Source organism: Larkinella soli (genome assembly GCF_003703975.1).
Taxonomy (GTDB): domain Bacteria; phylum Bacteroidota; class Bacteroidia; order Cytophagales; family Spirosomataceae; genus Larkinella; species Larkinella soli.
The window spans coordinates 46,130-67,570 of record NZ_QTJY01000027.1 but is presented as its reverse complement, the minus strand read 5'-3'; the positions used below and the strand labels follow the sequence as shown (position 1 = coordinate 67,570).

20 protein-coding genes are annotated in these 21,441 nt (G+C 60.4%); 12 read left to right on the top strand and 8 right to left on the bottom strand.

Annotation, left to right across the window (positions count from 1 at the left end; genetic code table 11):
* Positions 1-6 precede the first annotated feature (6 nt).
* Positions 7-1,152, top strand: a complete 1,146-nt coding sequence (locus tag DX909_RS27600; RefSeq protein WP_229311228.1) for an FG-GAP repeat domain-containing protein — start codon at positions 7-9, stop codon at positions 1,150-1,152.
* A gap of 25 nt (positions 1,153-1,177) precedes the next feature.
* Here the strand turns inward: DX909_RS27600 and DX909_RS27595 are convergent, their stop codons facing one another.
* Positions 1,178-1,504, bottom strand: coding sequence for a DMT family transporter (locus DX909_RS27595; RefSeq protein ID WP_128548488.1), 327 nt, complete (start codon positions 1,502-1,504; stop codon positions 1,178-1,180).
* 187 nt (positions 1,505-1,691) lie between these two features.
* On the opposite strand from DX909_RS27595, the gene DX909_RS27590 reads away from it, so the two are divergent.
* Positions 1,692-2,594: a TolB family protein gene (locus tag DX909_RS27590; RefSeq protein ID WP_128548487.1), complete on the top strand. Its 903-nt coding sequence runs from the start codon at positions 1,692-1,694 to the stop codon at positions 2,592-2,594.
* On the opposite strand, the gene DX909_RS27585 is transcribed toward DX909_RS27590, so the two are convergent.
* Together DX909_RS27585 and DX909_RS27580 are read right to left on the bottom strand one after the other, a co-directional pair.
* A complete protein-coding gene (locus DX909_RS27585) occupies positions 2,595-3,359 on the bottom strand; it encodes a LytR/AlgR family response regulator transcription factor (RefSeq protein ID WP_128548486.1) in 765 nt (254 codons plus the stop codon).
* A complete protein-coding gene (locus DX909_RS27580; protein WP_164851430.1) occupies positions 3,328-4,533 on the bottom strand; it encodes a sensor histidine kinase in 1,206 nt (401 codons plus the stop codon). Before DX909_RS27580 ends, DX909_RS27585 begins: the two co-directional genes overlap by 32 nt.
* Before the next feature lie 267 nt (positions 4,534-4,800).
* Here DX909_RS27580 and DX909_RS27575 point away from each other — a divergent pair, with 267 nt between their 5' ends.
* On the top strand, positions 4,801-5,220 hold the full coding sequence (locus DX909_RS27575) for a RidA family protein (protein WP_128548484.1): 420 nt from the start codon (positions 4,801-4,803) through the stop codon (positions 5,218-5,220).
* Positions 5,221-5,236: 16 nt separating this feature from the next.
* Here the strand turns inward: DX909_RS27575 and DX909_RS27570 are convergent, their stop codons facing one another.
* Together DX909_RS27570 and DX909_RS27565 are read right to left on the bottom strand one after the other, a co-directional pair.
* Positions 5,237-6,151 carry an alpha/beta hydrolase gene (locus DX909_RS27570; protein ID WP_128548483.1) on the bottom strand — a complete coding sequence of 305 codons (915 nt, stop codon included), beginning with the start codon at positions 6,149-6,151 and terminating at the stop codon, positions 5,237-5,239.
* A gap of 7 nt (positions 6,152-6,158) precedes the next feature.
* A complete protein-coding gene (locus DX909_RS27565; protein WP_128548482.1) occupies positions 6,159-7,223 on the bottom strand; it encodes an MBL fold metallo-hydrolase in 1,065 nt (354 codons plus the stop codon).
* Positions 7,224-7,355: 132 nt separating this feature from the next.
* Between DX909_RS27565 and DX909_RS27560 the strand changes: the two genes are divergently transcribed.
* On the top strand, positions 7,356-7,700 hold the full coding sequence (locus tag DX909_RS27560; RefSeq protein WP_206513065.1) for a winged helix-turn-helix transcriptional regulator: 345 nt from the start codon (positions 7,356-7,358) through the stop codon (positions 7,698-7,700).
* Positions 7,701-7,718: 18 nt separating this feature from the next.
* On the opposite strand, the gene DX909_RS27555 is transcribed toward DX909_RS27560, so the two are convergent.
* The 3 genes from DX909_RS27555 to DX909_RS27545 all read right to left on the bottom strand — a co-directional run bounded on the left by DX909_RS27555 (position 7,719) and on the right by DX909_RS27545 (position 11,894).
* Positions 7,719-8,897, bottom strand: a complete 1,179-nt coding sequence (locus DX909_RS27555; RefSeq protein ID WP_128548480.1) for a VWA domain-containing protein — start codon at positions 8,895-8,897, stop codon at positions 7,719-7,721.
* 119 nt (positions 8,898-9,016) lie between these two features.
* Positions 9,017-10,120: a sensor histidine kinase gene (locus DX909_RS27550; RefSeq protein ID WP_128548479.1), complete on the bottom strand. Its 1,104-nt coding sequence runs from the start codon at positions 10,118-10,120 to the stop codon at positions 9,017-9,019.
* Between the two features lie 118 nt (positions 10,121-10,238).
* Entirely contained in the window at positions 10,239-11,894 is a 1,656-nt protein-coding gene (locus DX909_RS27545; protein WP_229311226.1) for an ABC-F family ATP-binding cassette domain-containing protein, read from the bottom strand.
* A gap of 383 nt (positions 11,895-12,277) precedes the next feature.
* On the opposite strand from DX909_RS27545, the gene DX909_RS27540 reads away from it, so the two are divergent.
* From DX909_RS27540 to DX909_RS27505, 8 genes are all read left to right on the top strand, one after another.
* A complete protein-coding gene (locus DX909_RS27540; protein WP_128548478.1) occupies positions 12,278-13,063 on the top strand; it encodes a porin family protein in 786 nt (261 codons plus the stop codon).
* A gap of 120 nt (positions 13,064-13,183) precedes the next feature.
* Positions 13,184-14,068, top strand: coding sequence for a PIG-L deacetylase family protein (locus DX909_RS27535; protein ID WP_128548477.1), 885 nt, complete (start codon positions 13,184-13,186; stop codon positions 14,066-14,068).
* A gap of 217 nt (positions 14,069-14,285) precedes the next feature.
* The gene (locus DX909_RS27530; RefSeq protein WP_128548476.1) at positions 14,286-14,804 is read left to right on the top strand and encodes a gluconate 2-dehydrogenase subunit 3 family protein; all 519 of its coding nucleotides are present in this window, start codon (positions 14,286-14,288) and stop codon (positions 14,802-14,804) included.
* Positions 14,805-14,857: 53 nt separating this feature from the next.
* Positions 14,858-16,576 carry a GMC oxidoreductase gene (locus tag DX909_RS27525; RefSeq protein WP_128548475.1) on the top strand — a complete coding sequence of 573 codons (1,719 nt, stop codon included), beginning with the start codon at positions 14,858-14,860 and terminating at the stop codon, positions 16,574-16,576.
* 4 nt (positions 16,577-16,580) lie between these two features.
* The gene (locus tag DX909_RS27520) at positions 16,581-17,261 is read left to right on the top strand and encodes an NAD-dependent epimerase/dehydratase family protein (protein ID WP_128548474.1); all 681 of its coding nucleotides are present in this window, start codon (positions 16,581-16,583) and stop codon (positions 17,259-17,261) included.
* Positions 17,262-17,324: 63 nt separating this feature from the next.
* The gene (locus DX909_RS27515; protein ID WP_128548473.1) at positions 17,325-18,752 is read left to right on the top strand and encodes a DegT/DnrJ/EryC1/StrS family aminotransferase; all 1,428 of its coding nucleotides are present in this window, start codon (positions 17,325-17,327) and stop codon (positions 18,750-18,752) included.
* Positions 18,749-20,119: a neutral/alkaline non-lysosomal ceramidase N-terminal domain-containing protein gene (locus DX909_RS27510; protein ID WP_128548472.1), complete on the top strand. Its 1,371-nt coding sequence runs from the start codon at positions 18,749-18,751 to the stop codon at positions 20,117-20,119. Before DX909_RS27515 ends, DX909_RS27510 begins: the two co-directional genes overlap by 4 nt.
* 4 nt (positions 20,120-20,123) lie before the next feature.
* Positions 20,124-21,380: a ligand-binding sensor domain-containing protein gene (locus DX909_RS27505; RefSeq protein ID WP_128548471.1), complete on the top strand. Its 1,257-nt coding sequence runs from the start codon at positions 20,124-20,126 to the stop codon at positions 21,378-21,380.
* The last annotated feature ends 61 nt before the right edge of the window (positions 21,381-21,441 follow it).

Here is a 21,441-nt window from a genome sequence, read left to right as displayed (position 1 = left end):
CAGCAGATGGCTAACCCGCCGGCCCGGGCCGAGTCGAAGGCGGTTCAGCCGTCGAATGATTTTAAAAAGACGAAGCTGACCGGGGATTTCCTCTCGGAAGGCGTCGCCGTGGCCGACCTGAATAAAGACGGCCAACTCGACATCGTGGCCGGCTACTACTGGTTCGAAGCACCCAACTGGACCCGCCACGAAATGGCCCCCTCCCGCACCTTCGACCCCCGCAAGGAGTACAGCAATTCGTTCCTGAACCTCGGCATGGACGTGAACCAGGACGGCTGGGACGACGTCGTGATTGTGGATTTCCCGGGCAAACCCGGCTTCTGGTTCGAGAACCCTAAAAACCGGCCGGGCGAGTGGAAAAAGCACCTCATCGCCGATTCGGTCGGAATCGCCAACGAGTCGCCGGGATTCATCGACCTGGACGGCGACGGCCGGCTCGACATTCTCTGCGGGGATAAGGACAAAAAGCAGATCGTCTGGCTGAAATCGCCCTCGAAACCCGGAGAGACGCAATGGCAGCGCTTCGCCCTGAGCAAAGAGAACGTGCCGGGAACCGAAATCTTCTCGCACGGCATCGGCTACGGCGACGTGGATAAGGACGGTCTGAACGACGTGGTAGTCCGCGAAGGCTGGTATAAGGGCACGGCCGACAAAAAAGCCGGCAACTGGGTCTTTCATCCGGCCAACCTCGGCGAACCCTGCTCCCATATGCAGGTGCTGGACGTCAACGGAGACGGGAAAAACGACGTGGTGAGTGCGTCGGCCCACGCGCTGGGCGTCTGGTGGCACGAACAGGTCACCGACGAACAGGGACAGATTAACTTCCGGACGCACCTGATGAGCAACACCACGGCTCAGACCCACTCCTCGATCATGGCCGACCTGAACGGCGACGGCCGCGCCGATTACATCACCGGAAAACGCTTTCTGGCCCACCACGGCCGCGACCCCGGCGACAGCGATCCGGCCATTCTGATGTGGTTCGAATTTACGCCCGGCAAAGCGCCCTACTACGTCGAACACGTGATCGACAACGATTCGGGCGCGGGCCTCAACATCGTCGTGCGGGACATGAACAACGACCGGAAACCGGACATCGTCGTCGCCAACAAAAACGGAGTTTACCTGCTCGAAAACCGCATTCGAAAATAAGCAGCAACACCGGGAGAGCGGCTTTTCAGGACGAAACCAGCTTGAGGCCGACAATGGACCCGATCAGGGTGGTGATGAAGAAAAGCCGCCAGCCGTCGGCCGGCTCATCGAAGAAGACGATGCCGACCAGGACCGTCCCGACGGCCCCGATGCCCGTCCAGACGCCGTAGGCGGTTCCCAGAGGAAGAGTCTGCGACGCCCTATACAGCAACCCCATACTGACCGTCAGGCAGATCAGGAAACCGGCCAGCCATAGCCCCGCGGCCGCCCCGGTTTCCTGTTTGGCCCTGGCCAGGCAGGTCGTAAAGCCGACCTCGAACAGGCCGGCGATGATCAGAAGTACCCAGTTCATACGGCTGGTGTTAACGGGATAATTTCCGGTTTAACCGGTTTCATTTCGCTCCACTTAAACAGGATACTGCGACGGTTTTATCATTGAAACCGGCAGCTTATGTAAATTTCATACCCGGTTCGAAGGCAAACAGTTAATTTCCGGCCCTGTCATCTACAGGCCGACCTAACCTTCAACCTTTCCCGGTATGCATTCCCTCTCACGAATTTTTATTTTCGCCTTACTCCTCCTCGGATCCGCCACGGCGCGGGCGCAGGAAGCCCGCATGCTGGCTCCGGACACCCTTTCGACCAACGACGTCTTCGGCTTTACCCTGACGCCTGACGGCAAATCCGGCTTTTACGTGAAATCCTTCGGCGGGCGCGACACGCTGATTCTGATGATGGCGCAGTTTCGGGGAGGCCGGTGGGAAAAACCGGTGACGGCCCCGTTCTCGTCGGCCGACGGGCGCTTCAAAGATATCGACCCCTTCGTCACGCCCGACGGCAAGCTGGTTCTTTTTAACTCGACCCGACCCCTGCCCGGCAAAACGGCCTCCGGCGATTTCAACATCTGGGCGGCCCGGCGCACTGCCCGCGGCTGGAGCGAACCGTTCGTGCTCAGCGCCGTTCTCAACTCCGATTCCTCCGATATCTACGCCACCGCTACCCGCAGCGGCACGGTCTATTTTGCCTCCGACCGGGCCGGGGGCCTGGGTGGTCTGGACCTCTACCGCTCGGAGTTCCGGAACGGCGCCTATCAGCCCCCGGTCAACCTCGGGCCGAACATCAACTCCTCCAGCGGAGACAGCAACCCGTACATCGCTCCCGATGAAAGTTACCTGATCTTCGTCTCCCGACGCCCCGACGGTCCGGGCGGTTTTCTGATCAGTTTCCGGCAGGGAAGCGAATGGACGAAACCGGTCGGTATTCCCTTACCCCAGGAAGCCGCATCGGGCGGGTTCTGTCCGTTCGTGACGGCCGACGGCCGAACGTTTTATTACAGCCGGACACGTCGGGAGGGCTCGCGCTTCATCGAGAACATCTACTTCATCCCGGCCGAACATCTGCACCTGGACGCCTTGAGAGACAAGGCAATGCAGGGTCGCTGACTATTCGTTGCGGGCGTAGAAAGCCTTGATGTTATCCCGGTAAAAGCGCGACCATTTGAGCCGGACGCCGTTCGTGAGCGTTACGTGAAATTCCCCGTTGAAATAATTTTCGATCTCCTGGACATAGTTGAGGTTGATGATGTACGACCGGTTGATGCGGACGAAGTCGTTGGGGTCCAGCCGGGTTTCGAGCCGGGAAAGGCTCTCGTGGATCAGGAAATCGCGGGTTTTGGTATGCAGCGTGATGTAGTTACCGGTAGCGTCGAGGTAGAACACCTCGTCGAGCCGGACGAAGCATTGTTTCCGCTTGTCCTTGACCAGAATCCGCTTCAGATAAGCCGGCGAGTCGGCGGCCGGGAGCGACTGCACGAGGGTGTCGAGGCCCGGCCGCTGCGACGTCAGCAGGTCCCTGCGAACCCGGGCCAGCGCCTGCTGAAACCGGATCTCGGTGAAAGGTTTGAGCAGGTAGTCCACCGCGCTGACCTCGAACGCCCGGATGGCATACCGGTCGTAGGCGGTGGTGAAGACGACGGCCGGCCGGTGATACGGCCAGATTTCGCGCAGCACCTCGAAACCGTCGGCCTCCGCCATCTGAATATCCAGAAAAACGACGTCCGGCTTCTGCTGGAGAATCTTCAGGGTGGCGTCGGTGCCGTTGGCGGCTTCTCCGATAATCACCATATCGGGTTCGGTCTGAAGCATGGTCCGGACGATCAGCCGGGCCAGGGCTTCGTCATCGACGATCAGGGCTTTCCAGGGTGTCATGGGTCAGGGTTTGGATGGGCAGGCGACCGGGTCGGCACGGAATCATCAGCACCGCCAGCGTTCCGGCCCCCGCAGGCGGTTCGAAGCTGAGCTGACCGGCCGGGCCGTAAAGCCGCTCCAGGCGCTGCCGTACGCTGGCAATGCCGACGCCGTGCCGTTTGTTCGGTTTCTTCGAGGAAAGGCCGGTACCGTTGTCGTAGACCTCCACGATCAGAGAGTCGTAAATCCGGCGGGTCGTAATCCGGATCAGGGCTTCGCTGGCTTTGCTCTCGATGCCGTGCACCACGGCATTCTCGACGAGGGGCTGAAGAATGTAATGCGGCACGAGACAGCACTCGGTTTCGGGATCGATCTCCAGCTCCACCTGAAGGCGGTCTTCAAAGCGAATGTGCTGAATATGAAGGTATTTCTTGATGATGTCGATCTCTTCCCGCAGCGGCACGAGGTGAACGTCCTTGCTGTCGACGATGGTGCGCAGCAGTTCGCTCAGAGAGTTGACCATGCTGATGGCTTTGCGGTTTTCACGGGCGATCATCAGCCCGACGATGGAATTGAGCGTATTGAACAGAAAATGCGGGTTGAGCTGCATCTTCAGCGCCTGAAGCTGGGCGTTGGCCACCTGCGCCTTCAGCTGCTCGGTCTTCAGTTCGTATTCCGAATTCTGGTCTTTCAGCAGCTGGAACCGGTGGACGTACAGCACGATGTTGTAGCCCAGCACGATCAGCATATAAATGGCCGCCATGACCGTATACCGGGCCGAAAGGCTGATCAGGGCCTGCTGAACCGGCATCATCCGCCCCGACTCCAGTTCATACAGCCGAAACACCAGCACATATTCCACCAGCGTGGAAACCAGGCAGTAGGCGGTCAGGATCAGAAAGTGGTACAGGACGGATTTCAGAAGCGGCCCGGCCGGGCCGCTGTTCAGGATCGGCAGGCGGCAGGCGGCATACAGAAAAACAGGGTTGGCCAGAATCCATAACCCCCAGCGAACCAGCCAGTGCAGGGTGTCGGTGTAGAGCATCGGCCGGCCGGACAGCAGCTGCACCAGCGTCCCCTGGCCGTAGGAGAGCAGCGCAAAGCTTCCCCAGAACAGGATCGAAAACCTCCAGTACTGACGCGGGCTAAAGGGCAAACCGGTCTGCTGGAGGATCGTACTCACCAGACTCATCATGGACATGAACTTAAGACGAACGGCTATCCGGGAATCGCTTCCCGAACTTTAAAATACGGCAAAACCGCAGCAGGTGACCCGGATTTTATGTCACCTGAGGGTTTTTGCGTTTAAACGGTATTTATACCCGGTTTGCAGCCCGCCTTCCTCCGAAGAAGCGGGGAAGGGCCGTGCCCTCAGGTTCGCGGATTTCGGCAACCAAACGGGCCCATTCCCGGTTCTGAACGATGAGCCATCGGCTCCTCCCATCTTTTCACCAACTCCATCATGGAAACACAACCTACTGCATCGGTTCAGTTTCTGAACCCGGAAGGGCTGATTCATTCCCCGGCTTTTTCCCATGTCGCCGTCGTTCCTTCCGGCTCGCGGACCATCTACATCGGCGGGCAGGACGCCGTCGACGCCCAGGGAAACGTGGTCGGGAAAGGCGACCTCCGGGCGCAGGCCGGGCAGATTCTGGCGAACCTGGAAACCGCGCTGAAAGCCGCCGGAGCGTCGTTCGCCCATATCATCAAATGGAACGCCTACCTGGTTCAGGGCCAGTCACCGCAGGCTGCCTACGAGGTGTTCCAGCCGGCGATGCGCCAGATGAGCCACCCGCCCCTGATCACGGTGGTTTTCGTCGCCGGCCTGGGGCATCCCGACTATCTCGTGGAGATGGACGCCATTGCGGTCGTTCCGGAGTAACCGACAAAAATACCGCCTACCGGACGAACTGCCAGATCCGTTCAAACGCCTGGGCAAACTCTTCCGCCGAAAAATTGCCGTGCTTTTTCTCGGGAATTCGGATCAGTTCGTTCCGAACGCCGTGCCGGTCGAGCGCCGTATGCAGGGCCTCCGACTGGCTGATCGGCACGTTGACGTCCAGTTCACCGTGGACGCTCAGCACCGGGGGCGATCCGGGGCGGACGTGCTGCACCGGCGATGCGAGCTTCAGCAGCCCGGCCGCCGAAGGACTCGATCCGACAATCTGCCGGGTATAGGCGTCGCTGTTCCAGAACCGAACGGCTTTCTCCACGTCGCTGATGCCGAACCAGTTGATGACGGCCGCCACCCGCAGCGGCCGACCGGAAGGCACGGAATCTACGGCAAATTGCGGGTCGTCGGCGGTCAGGCCGGTCATCAGGGCCAGATGCGCCCCGGCCGACTCCCCCGACACCACGATCCGGGCGGTGTCGAACGGATACTTCCCGGCCTGGCCGTACACCCACCGCAGGGCGGCCCGGCAGTCACGAATGCAATCGAGCAGGTTCGTGGGACCCAGCAGGCGGTAATCGGCCGTGACGACGCACCAGCCTTTTTCGAGATAGGGCAGCAGGAGCAGCGACCGCGAAATCCGGTCGCCCTCGCTCCAGCCCCCACCGTGGAAATAGAGCAGTGTCGGGCGAGGGTCCGTGGGAAACTGCACCCAAGGGTCCTGCCCCAACTGGGAGGCCGGCAGGTAGGCATCCAGGAACAGCGGCCGGCCGCCGACCGTGTCGTAGGCGATATTCGACAGCACGACCCGCCCGGCAGGAATGGAGAAAACCGGGTTCGTTGCCGACGACCGGCATCCGCAGCCGGCGATGGAGAAGACGGCACCAAATAAAGCTGAAATGGCAAGAAAACGACGGAGCATAAGGAATTTAGTGGAGGGTTTGTGCCCTGTAGATTCGGTATATAGCCGCTATATTCGATTGAACGGCCAGCGCCAGCGGACCGATGTAGGTCGGCGTCATGGCGGCTTCCCGGGCCTGCTGGATGCGTCGGCCGTAATCGTGCCGAAGCAGCGAGCGGAGCGTCTCCGGGGTGGACCGGGTCTGAATCTGCTCCAGGCTTAGCCCCTGACGGAGGCCCTCCCGAACCCGGCCGCTGATTTCTTCGATGTAAGACCGCCAGTAACCGACCACGGCTTTGCCCCGCTGCGGGTGCCCATGTCCGCCGACGAGGTGATCGAAGGGAATCTGCTCCAGCCGGTTCAGCGTCCCGATCCAGCGGTCGGGCGAAACCTTAAAAAAAAGCGGCTCGAAATCATGCACGAGGTCGCCGGTGATCAGGACACGGGCCTGCGGAACGAATACCACCAGATCGCCGGTGGTGTGGCCTTCACCCAGATACCGGATCTGAAGGTCGGCGGAAACATCGTGAAGGGTGAGCGAATCCGCAACGGTCAGCGTCGGAAGCACCACCGGTGAATCCGACAGGTGCCGAAAGTAGGCCCGCAGGCCGGCCTGCCGGGCCTTCAGCGAGTCGGTGGGGGCTGGTTCGTCGATCCGGCTGCGGAGGTAGTTCCGCCAGGAGACGACCCAGGCTTCGTCGGTCGGGCTGTCGAGGGCCATGGCCTCCCGGGTGCGGGGGTGGGCCAGAATCGTCAGGCCGGGGTTCTCCTCCAGAAAGGCTTTTGTCCCCATTACGTGGTCGGCATGATAGTGGGTCAGGATCAGATACCGGATGGGCAGGGCGGAAATCCGCTCCCGGATGGCCCGCAGCAGCGCTTTCGCCCGGGTCTGGTCGGTCTGGGCTTCCACCACCGTCAGGAAACGGCTGTGGACGATGATGGTCGAGGTGGCGCTGATCTTCTCCGAACGTTTGGGGATGGCGGCATATACCTGGTCGGCGACCTGTTCGATGATGAAGTCGTCGGTCTGGGCGGAGAGCCGCCACGATAGGCCCAGCATCAGAACCGGAAGCAGGAATTTAAAGTACTTCATGACGAATTATTGTAGGTTTGTCTATCAAAGTACTCACCTTTTCAGCCACCGGATCAAGTACGGCACGGCCTGACACCTACTGCACCCGAATGCACTATTGCTGACTTACAGATTCTTAATTTTCAATTAATGATGCAGGCTGAACCCGCCATTTATTCGTCCGACTGTCCCATCGACTTCTGCATCGACCTGCTGAAGGGAAAATGCAAGGCCGCCATGCTGATTTCGGTGGCCGACGGCTGCAACCGGTACGGGCAGCTTCGCCGGCGCCACGCCCTCAGCCAGCGGATGCTGGCCCGGCAGCTGGATGAACTGGAGGAAAGCGGCCTGCTGACCCGGACCGTCTTTGCGGAAGTGCCGCCCCGGGTCGAATACGCCCTGACCGACTCCGCCCGCTCGCTGCTGCCGATCCTCCGCCAGCTGCTTGACTGGGGCCGGACTACCGCGCTGCGGCTCCCGGATCAGGCAGGACGGTGACCCGGTTCCGAAGGGGGTCTACTGTGGTTTTATCTTCTGATAGGCCTTCAGGATTCTGGCATTAATGGCGAACGCATCCCGGCGCAGCTTTTCCGCCTGCTGCCGGAAAGCCGCCCGTTTCGCTTTGCGGGCCTGATGGGCCTCGTCCGCTTTGGCGCGCAGCCGGAGAACGGTCTCGGCTTCCGCCTGTTTACCTTCCTTCAGAAATGCCTGCCGGTGGCGGTTGAACTGCAACAGCGCCTTGTTGACCAGCCCCGCATCGCAGATCCAGGCCCGGTTGAACACCTCCAGGTAGCAGTTGGCGGCCTCGATGGTTTTGACGAATGCCCGGCTCTGCCGCTCGAAATAGGCATCCAGCTCCGCCTGCGAGCGGACATCGTTATACACCCCGCCCCCGGCCTCGGCAATGGCCCGGAGCTGCCGGGCGTCGCTGCCGGGAACGCTGAACCCGATGACGTCGACGGTGACCGAAAAGCCCGAGTCATGCAGTTCCTTCGCGACGGCCACCGGGTCACCGCCACAGGTTTCGATGCCGTCGCTGACCAGGATGATGCGGTTGTTCTTTTTCTCCAGGCCGCTAAAGCTTTCCTTCGCTTTTTGCAGCGCCCCGGCGATGGGGGTCCAGCCGGTGGGCTGAAAGGACCGGAGGGCCGCCTGAATGGTTTCTCCGTTCACGGCGCCGATGGGGGCCAGCAGGCTTATTCCGGCGCAGCTGGCGGCTTTTCCGGCTTCCGTGTTGGCGCCTTCGTGGCCATAGAGCAGAAAACCGAGCCGGACCGCTTCCGGTACGACCGAGGCATACCGGGCCAGCGAAGTTTTGGCCGCTTCCATTTTGGTGGTGCTGCCGATCCGGGCGGCCATCGAACCGGAGGCATCGAGCATCAGCAGGGTGTTGACGGTAAAGTCCAGTTCCTCTCCGGCGGCCCCCGGCCCGCAGCGGGAAGCATCGGCCGCGCAATCCTCCGCATCCGGTCGGTAGCCGAGTTCCTGCTCCATAAAGTCGGGAACGGCATTCCGGTCGGCGTCGGCATACCAGCGGGCTTCCAGCCCCTGCGCCGGGCTTTTGGTGGTGGTCCGGGCGGGGGCGGTATTTGGGGTGGATGGCCGGTCGGTTCGGCGGTTTTGTTCGGATTGGCAGCCGGTCAGCAGTAGGGATAGCAGGAGCGCGCCCACGATGGGCAGGCAGGATTTCTTCATGTTCGTCAGCCGTTGTTCTACGGCCGTGAAGAAACGGAATCCGGCGGGCGGACGCACGGAAATTGACCCGGCCTGAGCCGGAAATTATGCAGCTTGCCCCAATGCGGTGATGAGTGAAACTATACCGGCTCCTTATCGGTGGCGGCAATCAGCGGCAGGGAGACCACAAACTCGCCCTCGGTTTCCCGAATCGTCGGGGCGGGCCGGCCGAGCATACGGTATTTGGCCAGGATGTTGGTCAGGCCGACGCCGTTGGAAGCCACCCGCACCGATTTCCGCTGCAGGTTGTTGCGGACGGTCAGGCCGCCCCGGCCGTCGGTCGAGATGACGATCTGAAGGGGCTGGTCGGGGAGGACGATGTTGTGCTTGACGGCGTTTTCGACCAGCAGCTGGAGGGTCAGCGGGGGAAGCCGGTAATCCTGATACTGCCCGTCGACGGCCACGTCGAGCGACACGCCCTCCCCATGCCGGGTTTTGAGGAGGTGAAAATAGGAGTGAATAAAATCGAGTTCGGTCCCCAGATCGGTCAGGTAGTGTTCGTTCGAGCGCAGCAGGTAACGGTATACCGTACAGAGTTCTTCCAGAAACAGCCGGGCCTGCCGGGGGTCGTCCTCGATGAGCGAATCGAGGACGTTCAGGCTATTGAACAGAAAATGCGGGTTGACCTGCTGCTTGAGGGCGTCGAGCTGGCTTTGCAGGCCGGCCAGGCGGAGTTTGTCGCGTTCGCGTTCCGTTTCTTTCAGGCGTTTCTGGTACTGAATCGAGTTCTGGGCAAAGAACAGGGTTTCGTAAATACTCTGGAAAAAGATGAAGGTGGTGGCTGCCTGAACGAAGTCGAAACCGTACAGATTCAGGGCGAAGGTGAGGCCGTTGATCGTAATGCTGGCGGAGGTGTTGTGATAACTTTCCAGGGTGCCGTAAAGCAGGAGGTGCCGAAGCGCGCCGGTGATCAGCAGAATGACCGTGGAGGCAATGCTTCCCGTCACGAACGTCAGCAATAGCCGCTTGAATACGTCCTGCTTCGAGAAATATTTTCTCCGGAAATACAGAATAAGATACCGGATCACGTGCCAGGTGACGGCAATCGACACCAGGCTGAGCGTCACCCGGATCAGCGTTTGGGACGTCAGCGGCTGCTTATGCAGGTTATTGGTCAGGATGCTCAGCACCCACAGCACACCAATACCGCCAATGCGCACCCAGCGATCGTTCAGCGTAGTCAAAGGAAGGCGGTTTAGATCTTTGAGAACAAAGATACACAGCAAGTTGATAACCGTAACTACCCTGGGAAAAGGAGTTCCGGCCAATCGGACGGAACTCCCCCGGAAAAGCGGGCCGCGCTCAATCCAGCGCGATCGTGGCGTCGATTCCGACTTCGTTGATGAAATACCGGTCGTGCGAAATCACCAGGACCGAGCCGCTGTAGTTCCGGACGGCCGACGTCAGCACCTCCTGGCTGTGCAGGTCCAGATTGTTGGTCGGTTCGTCCAGGATCAGCAGGTCGGGCGTATTGTTCATGACCGCGAGGCAGCAGAGCGTCAGTTTCATCTTTTCACCCCCGCTCAGCCCCTCGCAGGTCCGGTCCCACATTTCCCGGGAAAACTGGTAGTGGTGCAGCAGCATCTTCAGATCGTGTTCGGCCAGCCGGCGGGTATTGAACTGCTGGACCTGTTCCAGAACGGTGTGCCGCCCGTTGAGGATCGAATACTCCTGGTCGATGAACACATGCTGAAAATTACCCACATACATTCTGCCCGCCGAGGGCGGCAGGGCCCCCGTCATCAGGTGCAGGAGGGTGGTTTTGCCCGAGCCGTTGCGGCCCTCGATCCGTATCCGGTCGCCGGAGCGCACCTGAAAGCTCAGGGGTGACGGCCACAGCAGCCGGTCGCCGTAGCTGAAGTTAACCTCTTCGGCTTCGATCAGAATCTTGCCCCGGTGCAGGTCGGACTTCCGGAGGTCGATGCTCAGCACGAGGTGTTCCTGAATCTGCCTCCGGATCTGCTTCAGGTGATCGGTGATCTCCTCGATCTTCTCGTTATGGACATCCTTCAGTTTCGCCGTACTCTGCTCGGCCTGCCGTTTCAGGTTTCCGGCCACGATGCGGGGCAGAGCCTGTTTTTGCCCCTGTTTCTGCCCCCTCGCTTCCTGCTTCCGACGCTGCTCGGCCACCTCCCGGGCTTTCTGGCGGGCCTGTTTCAGTGTCTTTTCGCTCTCGTCGAGCTGCGATTGCAGGGCGTTCAGTTTGCCTTCCTTCTGTTCGCGGTAGAACTCGTAATTTCCGCCGAAGACCTCGATGCCGCCGGGGCTCAGTTCCAGCGTGGTGTCCAGATGGTTCAGCAGGGTTCGGTCGTGGCTGACCACCAGCACCGTCGCCTTTGTTTTCCGGATAAACCCATACAGGCTTTCCCGGCTCTCCGCATCCAGATGGTTGGACGGCTCGTCGAGCAGGATGACCCCGGGCGAATGCACCAGAATCCCGGCCAGAAACACCTTGGTTTTTTCGCCCCCGCTCAGCGATTTCATGGCCTGAAAAGGGTTGATATGCTCCAGATGCCAGTGGGCCAGAGCCGCCCGGACCCGGTCTTCGATCTCCCAGTCGTCGTTCAGCCGGGTGAACGGATCGGCGGAAACGTCCCCGTCCAGAATCGCCCGCAGGGCCAGCAGTTTCCGGTCGACGCCCAGCAGCCCGGCTACCGACGCGTTGTCATACTGACCCAGGTGTTGCGGTACAAAATACGGCTTTTCCGGCAGGATGATCTCCCCGCCGAAGGGTTGCAGCCGACCCGCAATCAGCTGGAGCAGCGTCGATTTGCCGGTGCCGTTGTTGCCCACCAGAGCCGCCTTTTCTCCGGCGGCTACCGACAGGCCGAGGTTTTCAAACAGGACCTCCCGGTCCGGATGGCTATAGGAAAGTGAATTCACGACGATACTCATGAGAAGAATCCGCTGGAGGTTGGAAAGGAATGGAAAAGGAGGCAGACCGGCCGCGCGGGGCATCGGTTGCGGAGGGAAGGCGCTATTGAAAGAGAGCGCTTCGGAAAGAATCGGATTACATGGTTTCTAAGTATGGGTCAGCGCACGGCCTGGCGGCAATGGGGCGCTGATGAATTGACGTCGGTTGTCAAATCGTTCCGTTGGGCCGGAACCCGGGAGGGTCGGTACCGTTCCCGTCTACTTAACTCTCACATGATGTGAAGGAATTCGTTGGGATGGGGCAAAGATACGGTGAAAACGTCCCGGCCTCCAAAGCCGGTGATCGATTACTTACCAAACGGTTATTCTGGATTTTCTTCCGGTTGATACATAAACAAACCAAAACGGATGTTTTTCAACTTTTCCGTACTAAGCCGGTTATTCCGGTAGACTCAACGGACGATTCTATGAAACTTTTCTTTCGTGCATGTACCCCGACCTGCCGGGCGGCCTTCCTCCTGGCAGGCATTTTACTGACGAATTTTCTGCCGAAGGCCCGCTCGCAGGTATTGATCGACGTGGAAACCGGGGCGGTTTTTCCGGGTCGGACCAATCAGATTCAGATTCCGCAGACCGCTCCGAATACCCGCTTCGATGCGTTCGGGCCGGGTTTTGAATCCAGGCCGGTGCTGAACTTTCGGGCGCGGCTCGGTTACACCTTCCATGACCGCCACACCATCAGCGTCCTGTATGCGCCCTACACCACCACAGCCACCTACAAAGGCCAGGAAACCGCCCCGATCATTTTCAACAATCTGACGTTTGTGCCGGCCAACGGTCTGAAGGTCGGTTATCGCTTCAACGGCTACCGGTTTACCTACCGCTACGATTTCATCCGCACCGAACCGTTCCGGCTGGGGGCCGGGCTGACGCTCAACATCCGCGATGCCTACGTCGAAGTGGAGGATGCCACGCAGAAAAGCCGCTACAGCAACGTGGGGCCGGTACCGCTGCTGAACCTGTACGCCCGCTGGCAGCCTACCGAGCGGTTCGGGACCATGCTGGAAACCGACGCCTTCGGTTCGAGCCGGGGCCGGGCGGTGGACGTGCTGGCTGCGCTGACCTACCGCCTTGCCGACCGGCTGCACCTGAAAGCCGGTTACCGCCTGCTTGACGGTAAGGCCGACAGCGAAAAGACCTACACGCTGTTTCAGTCGAACTCGGCCGTTGTCGGAATCCGGTACGGCCTGTAGAGGCAGGAAGACCGACCTGAAAATCGCTCCGGCTGCCAATTGGCAGCCGGTCGGAGCAGCGGTGGCAACGGAAAAAGTGTTATCATTGGTTATTCCGAAACACTTAATCCGAACCCCTTTATGAATCGCTGCTTTTTTATACTCCTGCTGCTCCTGGCCGGCTTCCGTGCGCCGGCCCAGTCGAACCCGGACGGAAAACTGAGAATCATCGCCTTCGGCGCGCATCCCGACGATTGTGAACTGAAAGCCAGTGGCGTAGCCGCCCTCTGGGCCGCCCAGGGCCACAAGGTGAAATTTGTCTCGCTGACCAACGGCGACATCGGGCATTTCGAAGAGGCCGGCGCCCCGCTGGCCTTACGGCGCCGGGCCGAGGTGCAGTCCTGCGCCAAAGCGCTCGGGATCGAAACCGAGGTGCTCGACATTCATGACGGGGAGTTGATGCCCACGCTCGAAAACCGCAAAACCGTCGCCCGGCTGATCCGCGAATGGCAGGCCGACATCGTGCTGTTCCACCGCCCCTATGATTACCACGCCGACCACCGGTATACCGGGGTGCTGGTGCAGGATGCCGCCGTGATCGTGGCGGCCGCTTTTTTCACCCCCGACACCCCGCCCACCAAAAAGAACCCGGTGTTTCTCTACTATTCCGATAACTTCCAGAAACCGTATCCCTTCGAACCGACCATCGTCGTGGGCATCGACGCCGTAGCCGACCGGAAGTGGGCCTGTCTGAACGCCATCCCGTCGCAGTTTGCCGACAAAAACTCCTGGCAGGCCCGTACCCTGCCGAACGTGCCGCAGGGCGACAAGGAACGGCAGGAATACATTCTGAACGTACTTAAAAACCGCAACAGCGCCGTGGCCGACAAGTACCGCGACCGGCTGATCCAGCTCTACGGCGCCGAAAAAGGCCGGAGCTTCAAATACGCCGAAGCCTTCGAACTCTGCCAGTATGGCAGCCAGCCGACCATCGAGGAGTTGAAAAAGATGTTCCCGACGTTCTGACCACCCCCCGGCCCCCCTCCTTGGTAAGGAGGGGAGGGCGCTGCCACTTTCCAGCAACTGCGGAGCCAACTCCTCCTTGCCAAGGAGGCCGGGCCGCCGGTGCGGGGCCGGGGGGCGGTAAATGCTTTACGTATTTTAAAATTTTTTATTAACCGGGTTTTTGTCTATCTTCGTAATCCCTTTATACTAAATCTTGCCTTCGTTCAACTTCTCTATCATGCAACGTCGTTCTGCTCTTAAAAGCCTGGCGGTGGCCATGGGAGGACTGGTTAGTCTTCCGTCATGGGCCAGCGGCTGGACACCTGAATCACTCGGAAAAACCACCGGAGTTACCCCTTCTGAAGAAGACCTGCTCGCCGAAATCGTTGAAACCTACATCCCGGAGACGACCACCCCGGGGGCAAAGTCGCTTAAAGTGCATCAGTTCGTATTGCGGATGATTCAGGATTGCTACGGCGAACCGGCCCAGACGACCATCAAACAGGGCCTTCAACTCACCGACCAGGCCGCTACGCAGTTGTATACCAAAGCGTTTATGAGTTGCGACCCCGCCCAGCGCAAGGATGTTCTGACCCGCATGGCGGCTTCCGAAGATCAGATCGGCAGGCAGTTCGTCGGCATGACCAAAGGGCTGACGATTCAGGGGTATACCAACTCGGAATACTACCTGACCAACGTGGCGAAATTCAACATGGCGCCCGGTTTCTACCACGGCTGCGTTCCGGTCAAACAATAACCGGCTTCCGGATCTGAACTCAACAACCCATTTTAGACCCTCATTTTTCCTTCATGTCTTTCCTGAATATCGATTCCATAAAGGACCGGACGTTCGACGCCATCGTGGTCGGCTCCGGTATCAGTGGCGGCTGGGCCGCGAAAGAACTGACCGGTGCGGGCCTGCGTACGCTGGTCCTGGAGCGGGGCCGTGACGTCAAACACGTCACGGATTACCCCACCACCATGATGCAGCCCTGGGAGTTTCCGCATCTGGGGAACCTGCCGAAAGAACTGACCGACGCCAACCCCATTGCCAGCCGGTGTTATGCCTTCCGCGAGGATGCCGCCCACTTTTTCGTCAAAGACAACGAACATCCCTACGTGCAGGAGAAGCCCTTCGACTGGATTCGGGGCTACCAGGTCGGCGGTAAGTCGCTGATGTGGGCCCGCGGCACGCAGCGGTGGTCGGACTTCGACTTCGACGGCCCCGCCCGCGACGGCTTCGCCGTCGACTGGCCCATCCGCTACGCCGATATTGCGCCCTGGTACAGCTACGTGGAGAAGTTTGCCGGTATTTCCGGGAATAAGGACGGGCTGCCCCAACTGCCCGACGGCGAGTTTCTGCCGCCCCACGAGATGTCGTGTGTCGAGAAGCACTTCAGCCAGGAGATGGCGAAGCGGTACAACAACACCCGCCCGATCATCATCGGGCGCTGCGCCCACCTGACCAAGCCGCAGCCGATTCACCTCCAGCAGGGCCGGGGCCAGTGCCAGAACCGCTCGCTCTGCCAGCGGGGCTGCCCCTACGGCGGTTATTTCAGCAGTAACTCCTCGACGCTGCCCTGGGCCGCCAAAACCGGCAAAATGTCCCTCCGGCCGGATTCGGTGGTGCATTCGATCATTTTCGACGAGAAGAAAGGCAAGGCGACCGGCGTGCGGGTGATCGACGCCCACACGAAGGAGATGACCGAATACTACGCCAAAGTCATTTTCCTGAATGCCGCCTGCCTGAATACCAACCTGATCCTGCTCAATTCCAAATCGAACCGCTTCCCGAACGGCCTGGGCAACGACAACGGCCTGCTGGGCAAATACGTGGCCTTCCACAACTTCCGGACAACCATCTCGGCCGAGCATGAAGGCTTCCGCGATACCATGCCGGAAGGCATCCGTCCGAACAGCAGTTATATTCCGCGCTTCCGCAACGTACAGAAGCAGGAAACCGACTTCCTCCGGGGCTACGCGGCCGGCTTCGGTTCCAGCCGGGGCATCGACATCGACCGGGCGGCCATCGGTGAAGACCTGAAAAACAGCCTGATGGCCCGGAATCTGGGCAACTGGCGGGTCAGCTCGCACATGATGGGCGAAACCATCCCGAAAGAAAGCAACTACGTGGCCCTCGACCCGGCCCTGACCGATGCCTGGGGCATCCCACAGCTGCGGATTTCGGTGGCTTACGACGACAACGACGAGAAGATGATCCGCGATTTCCACGAGCAGATGACCGAAATGCTGACCGTGGCCGGGTTTATCAACGTCCAGACTCACGACCGGCCCGACAAGGCACCGGGGCTGGACATTCACGAGATGGGCGGTGTCCGGATGGGCAAAGACCCCAAAACCTCCCTGCTCAACAAGTGGAACCAGTTCCATAACTGCAAAAACGTGTTCGTGACGGACGGCGCCTGCATGACCTCGACCTCGACGCAGAACCCCTCGCTGACCTTCATGGCGATCACGGCCCGCGCGGCCAACCACGCCGTGGGCGAACTGAAGAAGAAAAACCTCTGAGGTTTTGGAAACCCGCAAACCGGCCCGCATCCGGGCCATCATCACCGGGGCGACCGGCATGGTAGGCGAGGGGGTACTGCACGAATGCCTGCAACACCCCGACGTCGAAGCCGTGCTGGTCGTCAACCGCCGGCCCCTTGGCCTGACGCACCCGAAACTCCAGGAGGTGATTCACGGCGACTTTTTCGACATTTCCCCCATTGAAGGCCGCCTAAAGGACTATAATGCCTGCTTCTTCTGCCTCGGCGTGTCGTCGGTCGGTATGAAAGAGGACGAGTACCGGCAGAAAACCTATACGCTGACGATGCACTTCGCCCAAACGCTCAGCCGGCTCAATCCCGACCTGGTGTTTTGCTACGTCTCGGGGGCCGGAACCGACAGCACCGAACAGGGCCGCTCCATGTGGGCGCGGGTGAAGGGGAAAACCGAGAATGACCTGTTCCGACTGCCGATCCGGGCGGTTTACGCCTTCCGGCCGGGGTTCATGCAGCCGACCAAAGGGCTGAAAAACACGCTGTCGCTGTATAAATACATTACCTGGCTGTACCCGGCCATGCGGTCGCTGTTTCCCGGCTTTGTTTCGACGCTTGCCGAACTGGGGCTGGCGATGATTCATGTCGTTAGCCGGGGATACGAGAAGAAGATTCTGGAAGTCAGGGACATCGTCCGGCTGGCGAAAGAGTAGTCTGCCCGCCCCGGCGGCTTTTTATTCTGCATTTCGACACCTGGACGATTCCTCCCCAAGACCATGAAGACCCCGGAACCGAATTTTTCAAGACGCGAATTTCTCCGAAGAAATTCCCTGACGGGCCTCGGCGCCGTGCTGACGCCCTCCCTCCTGGCAAATGCGGCCGAAAAAAGCGCATTCACGGTCCTGGACGACCCCCGCCCGGCCGCACCGGCTTTTTCCGTCGCCGACGCCCCGGCCCTGATGGGCGGGCGGCCCGTCCGAACGAAGGAATGGCCCATCTGGCCGCAGTGGATTCCGGAAACCGACGAGAAGCGGCTGCTGGAGGTGATGCGGAGCGGGGTCTGGTCGCGGGCGGCCGTGGTCAGCGAGTTCGAGCAGCAATGGGCCGCCACGCTGGGGTCCAAACGCTGTCTGGCGGTCGTCAACGGCACCAACGCCCTGATCACTTCCCTGGCCCAGTTCGACATCCGGGGAGGCGACGAGGTGCTGATTCCGCCCTATACCTTCATTGCCACCGTTTCGGCGGTATTGGCGACGGGCGCCATGCCGGTTTTCGTGGACATCGACCCCAACACCTTCCAGATCGATCCGGCGAAAATCGAAGCCAAAATTACGCCCCGCACCAAAGCCATTATCCCGGTGCATATTCTGGGTCTGCCGGCCGACATGACACGGATTCTGCCCATTGCCCGAAAACACAAACTGGTGGTGATCGAGGATGCCTGCCAGGCCCATCTGGCCGAGATCAACCACCGCAAGGTCGGGACGCTCGGCGACGCCGGCTGCTTCAGCTTCCAGAATTCCAAGAACCTCGCCATCGGGGAGGCCGGGGCGGTGGTCAGCGACAACAGCGAATTCATGGATCGTTGTTTCTCGTATCAGAACTTCGGTAATGCCTACGGCTCCGCCGGTTCGGTGTCGGTCAGCCTCGGCACCCCGTATCAGGGCACCAAACTCCGCCTGACCGAATATCAGGCCGCCATCGGGCTGGCACAACTCAAGCGGCTGGACGCCCAGACCACCACCCGCAACGAAAACGCGGCTTACCTCAAATCGAAAATCAAGGACATTCCCGGCATCGTGCCCTACCGGCTCTACGACGACGTGACCCGGGCGGCTTTTCACCTGTTCGCGTTTCGGTATAAGAAAGACGCCTTCAAGGGCCTGCCCCGCGAGGTGTTCATCAAGGCCCTCAGCGCCGAGGGCGTACCCTGCCAGAAAGGTTATGCGACGCTGAACAACATGCCGTATCTGAACGATGCGTTTCAGTCAAAGAACTTCCGCAAAATCTATCCGAAGGAAATGCTCGATTTCAAAAGCTATGTCGAGCGGAATCGCTGCCCGGAAAACGAGCGCATCTGTAACGAGGAAGCCGTCTGGCTGACTCAGAATCTGCTGCTCGGCAGCCGTCAGGACATGGACGAAATTGCCGGGGCCATCGAAAAAGTCCGCGCCAACGCCGAAAAACTGCTGACGCTGAAATGAGCAGAAGGTTGACGACGGCCGGTATTCTTTGCTTCTGGATGATTCTGCTGCTACCGGCCTGGGCGCAGAAACCGGCCGGAGGCTGGAAGGCCGGGGTGGCCCGCGTGGTGATCACGCCCGAACAGCCCATGTGGATGGCCGGCTATGCCGCCCGCAACCACCCCGCCGAAGGCAAACTGCACGACCTCTGGGCCAAGGCGCTGGCGCTGGAAGACGAAACCGGCAAGCGGGCGGTGCTGGTCACGACCGACCTGCTGGGCTTTCCGAAAGGACTCTCCGACCGGATTCGGGAGCGGCTCAGAACCGGCCAGAACCTGTCGAAGGCGCAGGTCATTCTGAGCAGCTCGCACACTCACTCCGGCCCGGTGCTGAAGGATGCCCTTTACGATATTTATCCCCTCGAACCGGCCGAACTCGCCAAAGTGGCCGACTACACCCGCCGGCTGGAAGACCAGGTGGTAGCGCTGATCGGGCAGGCCGTGAAAAATCTGGAACCCGTCCGGCTGTTTGCCGCCAACGGCGTCACCCGTTTTCAGGTGAACCGGCGCAACAACCGCGAAGCCGTCCTGCGTGACCAGTCGGAACTGAAAGGGCCCAACGACTACGCCGTTCCGGTGATTCGGGTGGAGGATGCAAAGGGCGGACTGAAAGCCGTCGTCTTCGGCTATGCCTGCCATCCCACCGTTCTGGATACCTACCAGTGGTCGGGCGATTACGTCGGCTTTGCCCAGCTGGAGTTGGAAAAGGGGCATCCGGGCGCCACGGCCCTGTTTTTTCAGGGCGCGGGCGGGGATCAGAACCCGCTGCCCCGCCGGACGGTGCCGTTGGCCCGGCAGTACGGTCGGGAACTGGCGGCCGCCGTGGACCGGGTGCTGGAGGACGCCATGCGCGAACTGCCCGCCGGCCTGACCACCGCCTACACCGAAGTAGACCTCAGACTGGCCCCTCCGCCGTCGGAATCCGAATTGGCCAAAATGACGACCGAAGGGGAGAGTTACATGAAACGCTGGGCCGCCCGGATGCTGACCGAAAAGAAGCAGGGCAAACCCGTTCTGACCTCGTATCCGTATCCGGTGCAGCTCTGGAAGCTGGGCGACCAGCCGCTTCTGAGCCTCGGCGGGGAGGTGGTCGTCGGCTATGCCGTCGAGCTGAAACGGCGGTTCGGGCGGGAGTGGTTCGTGATGGGGTATTCGAACGACGTCATGGGGTATATTCCGACGCATACGGTTTTGCAGGAGGGCGGCTACGAGGGGGCATCGTCCCAGATGGTCTACGGCCTGCCCAGCGTCTGGGACGCGTCCATCGAAACCGCCATTCTGCAGGCCGTAACCGAGCTGGCCGGACAGGCCGGTATTCCTAAACCCTGACCCGATGCCCTCACTTGCCGCCATTCCCTATTACTCCGGCTTCGACCGGGCGCACGACACCTACAACGCCATCACGGCCGCTTCCGACGGTAAAATTTATTACGTTCTCTGCTCCGAGTCGTATGAGGAAAGCGGCCGGATGTACCGGTACGACCCGCCGACCGACCGCACCGAATGCCTGGCCGACCTGACCGAAATCTGCGGAGAATCAGGCGCCAACGCCATCCCGCAGGGGAAAAGCCACGTGCGGTTTTACGAAAGCCGGGGCAGGCTGTATTTCGCCACCCACATCGGGGTGTACCAGATCATCGACGGCATGGAACGGATGCCGCAGGAGGCCCCGGGCGGCCGGGCGCTGTATCCGGGCGGCCACTTCCTGTCGTATGATCTCCAGACCGGTCAGTTCGAAAATCTGGCGACGGCTCCGGACGGGGAAGGCATCCTGACCCTGACGATGGACCGCGAGCGCGGTGACTTATACGGCATCACCTGGCCGACCGGTTATTTTCTGCATTACCGCAACGGTAAACTGATAAACCGGGGGCCGGTGTCGGCGCGGGGTGAAGCCGGCACGCCGGGGGCCGACTACCGCGTTCTGTGCCGCTCGATGGTGGTCGATCCGCGCGACGGGGCGGTGTATTATTCCACTTCGGAAGGCGACATTTTCCGGTATCGACCCGAAACCGGCTCTTTGCAGAAACTGGAAGGCGTCGATCTGCGGCTCGATTATTTTGGGAAATACGATCCGACGCACCCCGGCAGCATGGGCTACAACTGGCGCAAAATCTTCTGGTATGCACCCGAGCAGGTGGCCTACGGCGTCCACGGCAATTCCGGGTACCTGTTCCGGTTCGACCCACGACAGGAAACCGTCGAGCTGGTCGAGCGAATCACCTCCGAGCCTTCGCGCCGGAGCGGGATGTTCGACCAGTTCAGTTACGGCTACCTCGGTTTTCAGCCGGGGCCGGACGGCGAAACCATATACTACCTGACGGGCGGGCCGATTTATGTGGACGGAAAGCGCCTGAAAGGGGAGGAGCAGATCGCCAAAGGCGCGGCCAAAGGACTCGAAAACCTTCACCTCGTCACCTTTCACCTTCCTACCCGCACCTACCGCGACCACGGCCCGGTTTTCTATCCGGACGGCGGCCGCCCGACCTACGTCAACTCCATCGCCGTCGGGGCTGACGGCACGGTTTATACGCTCGCCCGCTTCGAACACGAAGGCCGGGAGATTCAGGACCTGGTTCGGATAAGTTAGGACAGAATTCCGCAATCTTCTGATTATCTTTAGCTACGGCATCCTTCGGCCGTTGCGTCGG

Bases quoted from the DNA above. Each gene is read 5' to 3' on its own strand.
- DX909_RS27600 (WP_229311228.1), top strand. From the start codon at position 7: ATGGCTAACCCGCCGGCCCGGGCCGAGTCGAAGGCGGTTCAGCCGTCG.
- DX909_RS27595 (WP_128548488.1), bottom strand. From the start codon at position 1,504: ATGAACTGGGTACTTCTGATCATCGCCGGCCTGTTCGAGGTCGGCTTT.
- DX909_RS27590 (WP_128548487.1), top strand. From the start codon at position 1,692: ATGCATTCCCTCTCACGAATTTTTATTTTCGCCTTACTCCTCCTCGGA.
- DX909_RS27585 (WP_128548486.1), bottom strand. From the start codon at position 3,359: ATGACACCCTGGAAAGCCCTGATCGTCGATGACGAAGCCCTGGCCCGG.
- DX909_RS27580 (WP_164851430.1), bottom strand. From the start codon at position 4,533: ATGATGAGTCTGGTGAGTACGATCCTCCAGCAGACCGGTTTGCCCTTT.
- DX909_RS27575 (WP_128548484.1), top strand. From the start codon at position 4,801: ATGGAAACACAACCTACTGCATCGGTTCAGTTTCTGAACCCGGAAGGG.
- DX909_RS27570 (WP_128548483.1), bottom strand. From the start codon at position 6,151: ATGCTCCGTCGTTTTCTTGCCATTTCAGCTTTATTTGGTGCCGTCTTC.
- DX909_RS27565 (WP_128548482.1), bottom strand. From the start codon at position 7,223: ATGAAGTACTTTAAATTCCTGCTTCCGGTTCTGATGCTGGGCCTATCG.
- DX909_RS27560 (WP_206513065.1), top strand. From the start codon at position 7,356: ATGCAGGCTGAACCCGCCATTTATTCGTCCGACTGTCCCATCGACTTC.
- DX909_RS27555 (WP_128548480.1), bottom strand. From the start codon at position 8,897: ATGAAGAAATCCTGCCTGCCCATCGTGGGCGCGCTCCTGCTATCCCTA.
- DX909_RS27545 (WP_229311226.1), bottom strand. From the start codon at position 11,894: ATGCCCCGCGCGGCCGGTCTGCCTCCTTTTCCATTCCTTTCCAACCTC.
- DX909_RS27540 (WP_128548478.1), top strand. From the start codon at position 12,278: ATGAAACTTTTCTTTCGTGCATGTACCCCGACCTGCCGGGCGGCCTTC.
- DX909_RS27535 (WP_128548477.1), top strand. From the start codon at position 13,184: ATGAATCGCTGCTTTTTTATACTCCTGCTGCTCCTGGCCGGCTTCCGT.
- DX909_RS27530 (WP_128548476.1), top strand. From the start codon at position 14,286: ATGCAACGTCGTTCTGCTCTTAAAAGCCTGGCGGTGGCCATGGGAGGA.
- DX909_RS27525 (WP_128548475.1), top strand. From the start codon at position 14,858: ATGTCTTTCCTGAATATCGATTCCATAAAGGACCGGACGTTCGACGCC.
- DX909_RS27515 (WP_128548473.1), top strand. From the start codon at position 17,325: ATGAAGACCCCGGAACCGAATTTTTCAAGACGCGAATTTCTCCGAAGA.
- DX909_RS27510 (WP_128548472.1), top strand. From the start codon at position 18,749: ATGAGCAGAAGGTTGACGACGGCCGGTATTCTTTGCTTCTGGATGATT.
- DX909_RS27505 (WP_128548471.1), top strand. From the start codon at position 20,124: ATGCCCTCACTTGCCGCCATTCCCTATTACTCCGGCTTCGACCGGGCG.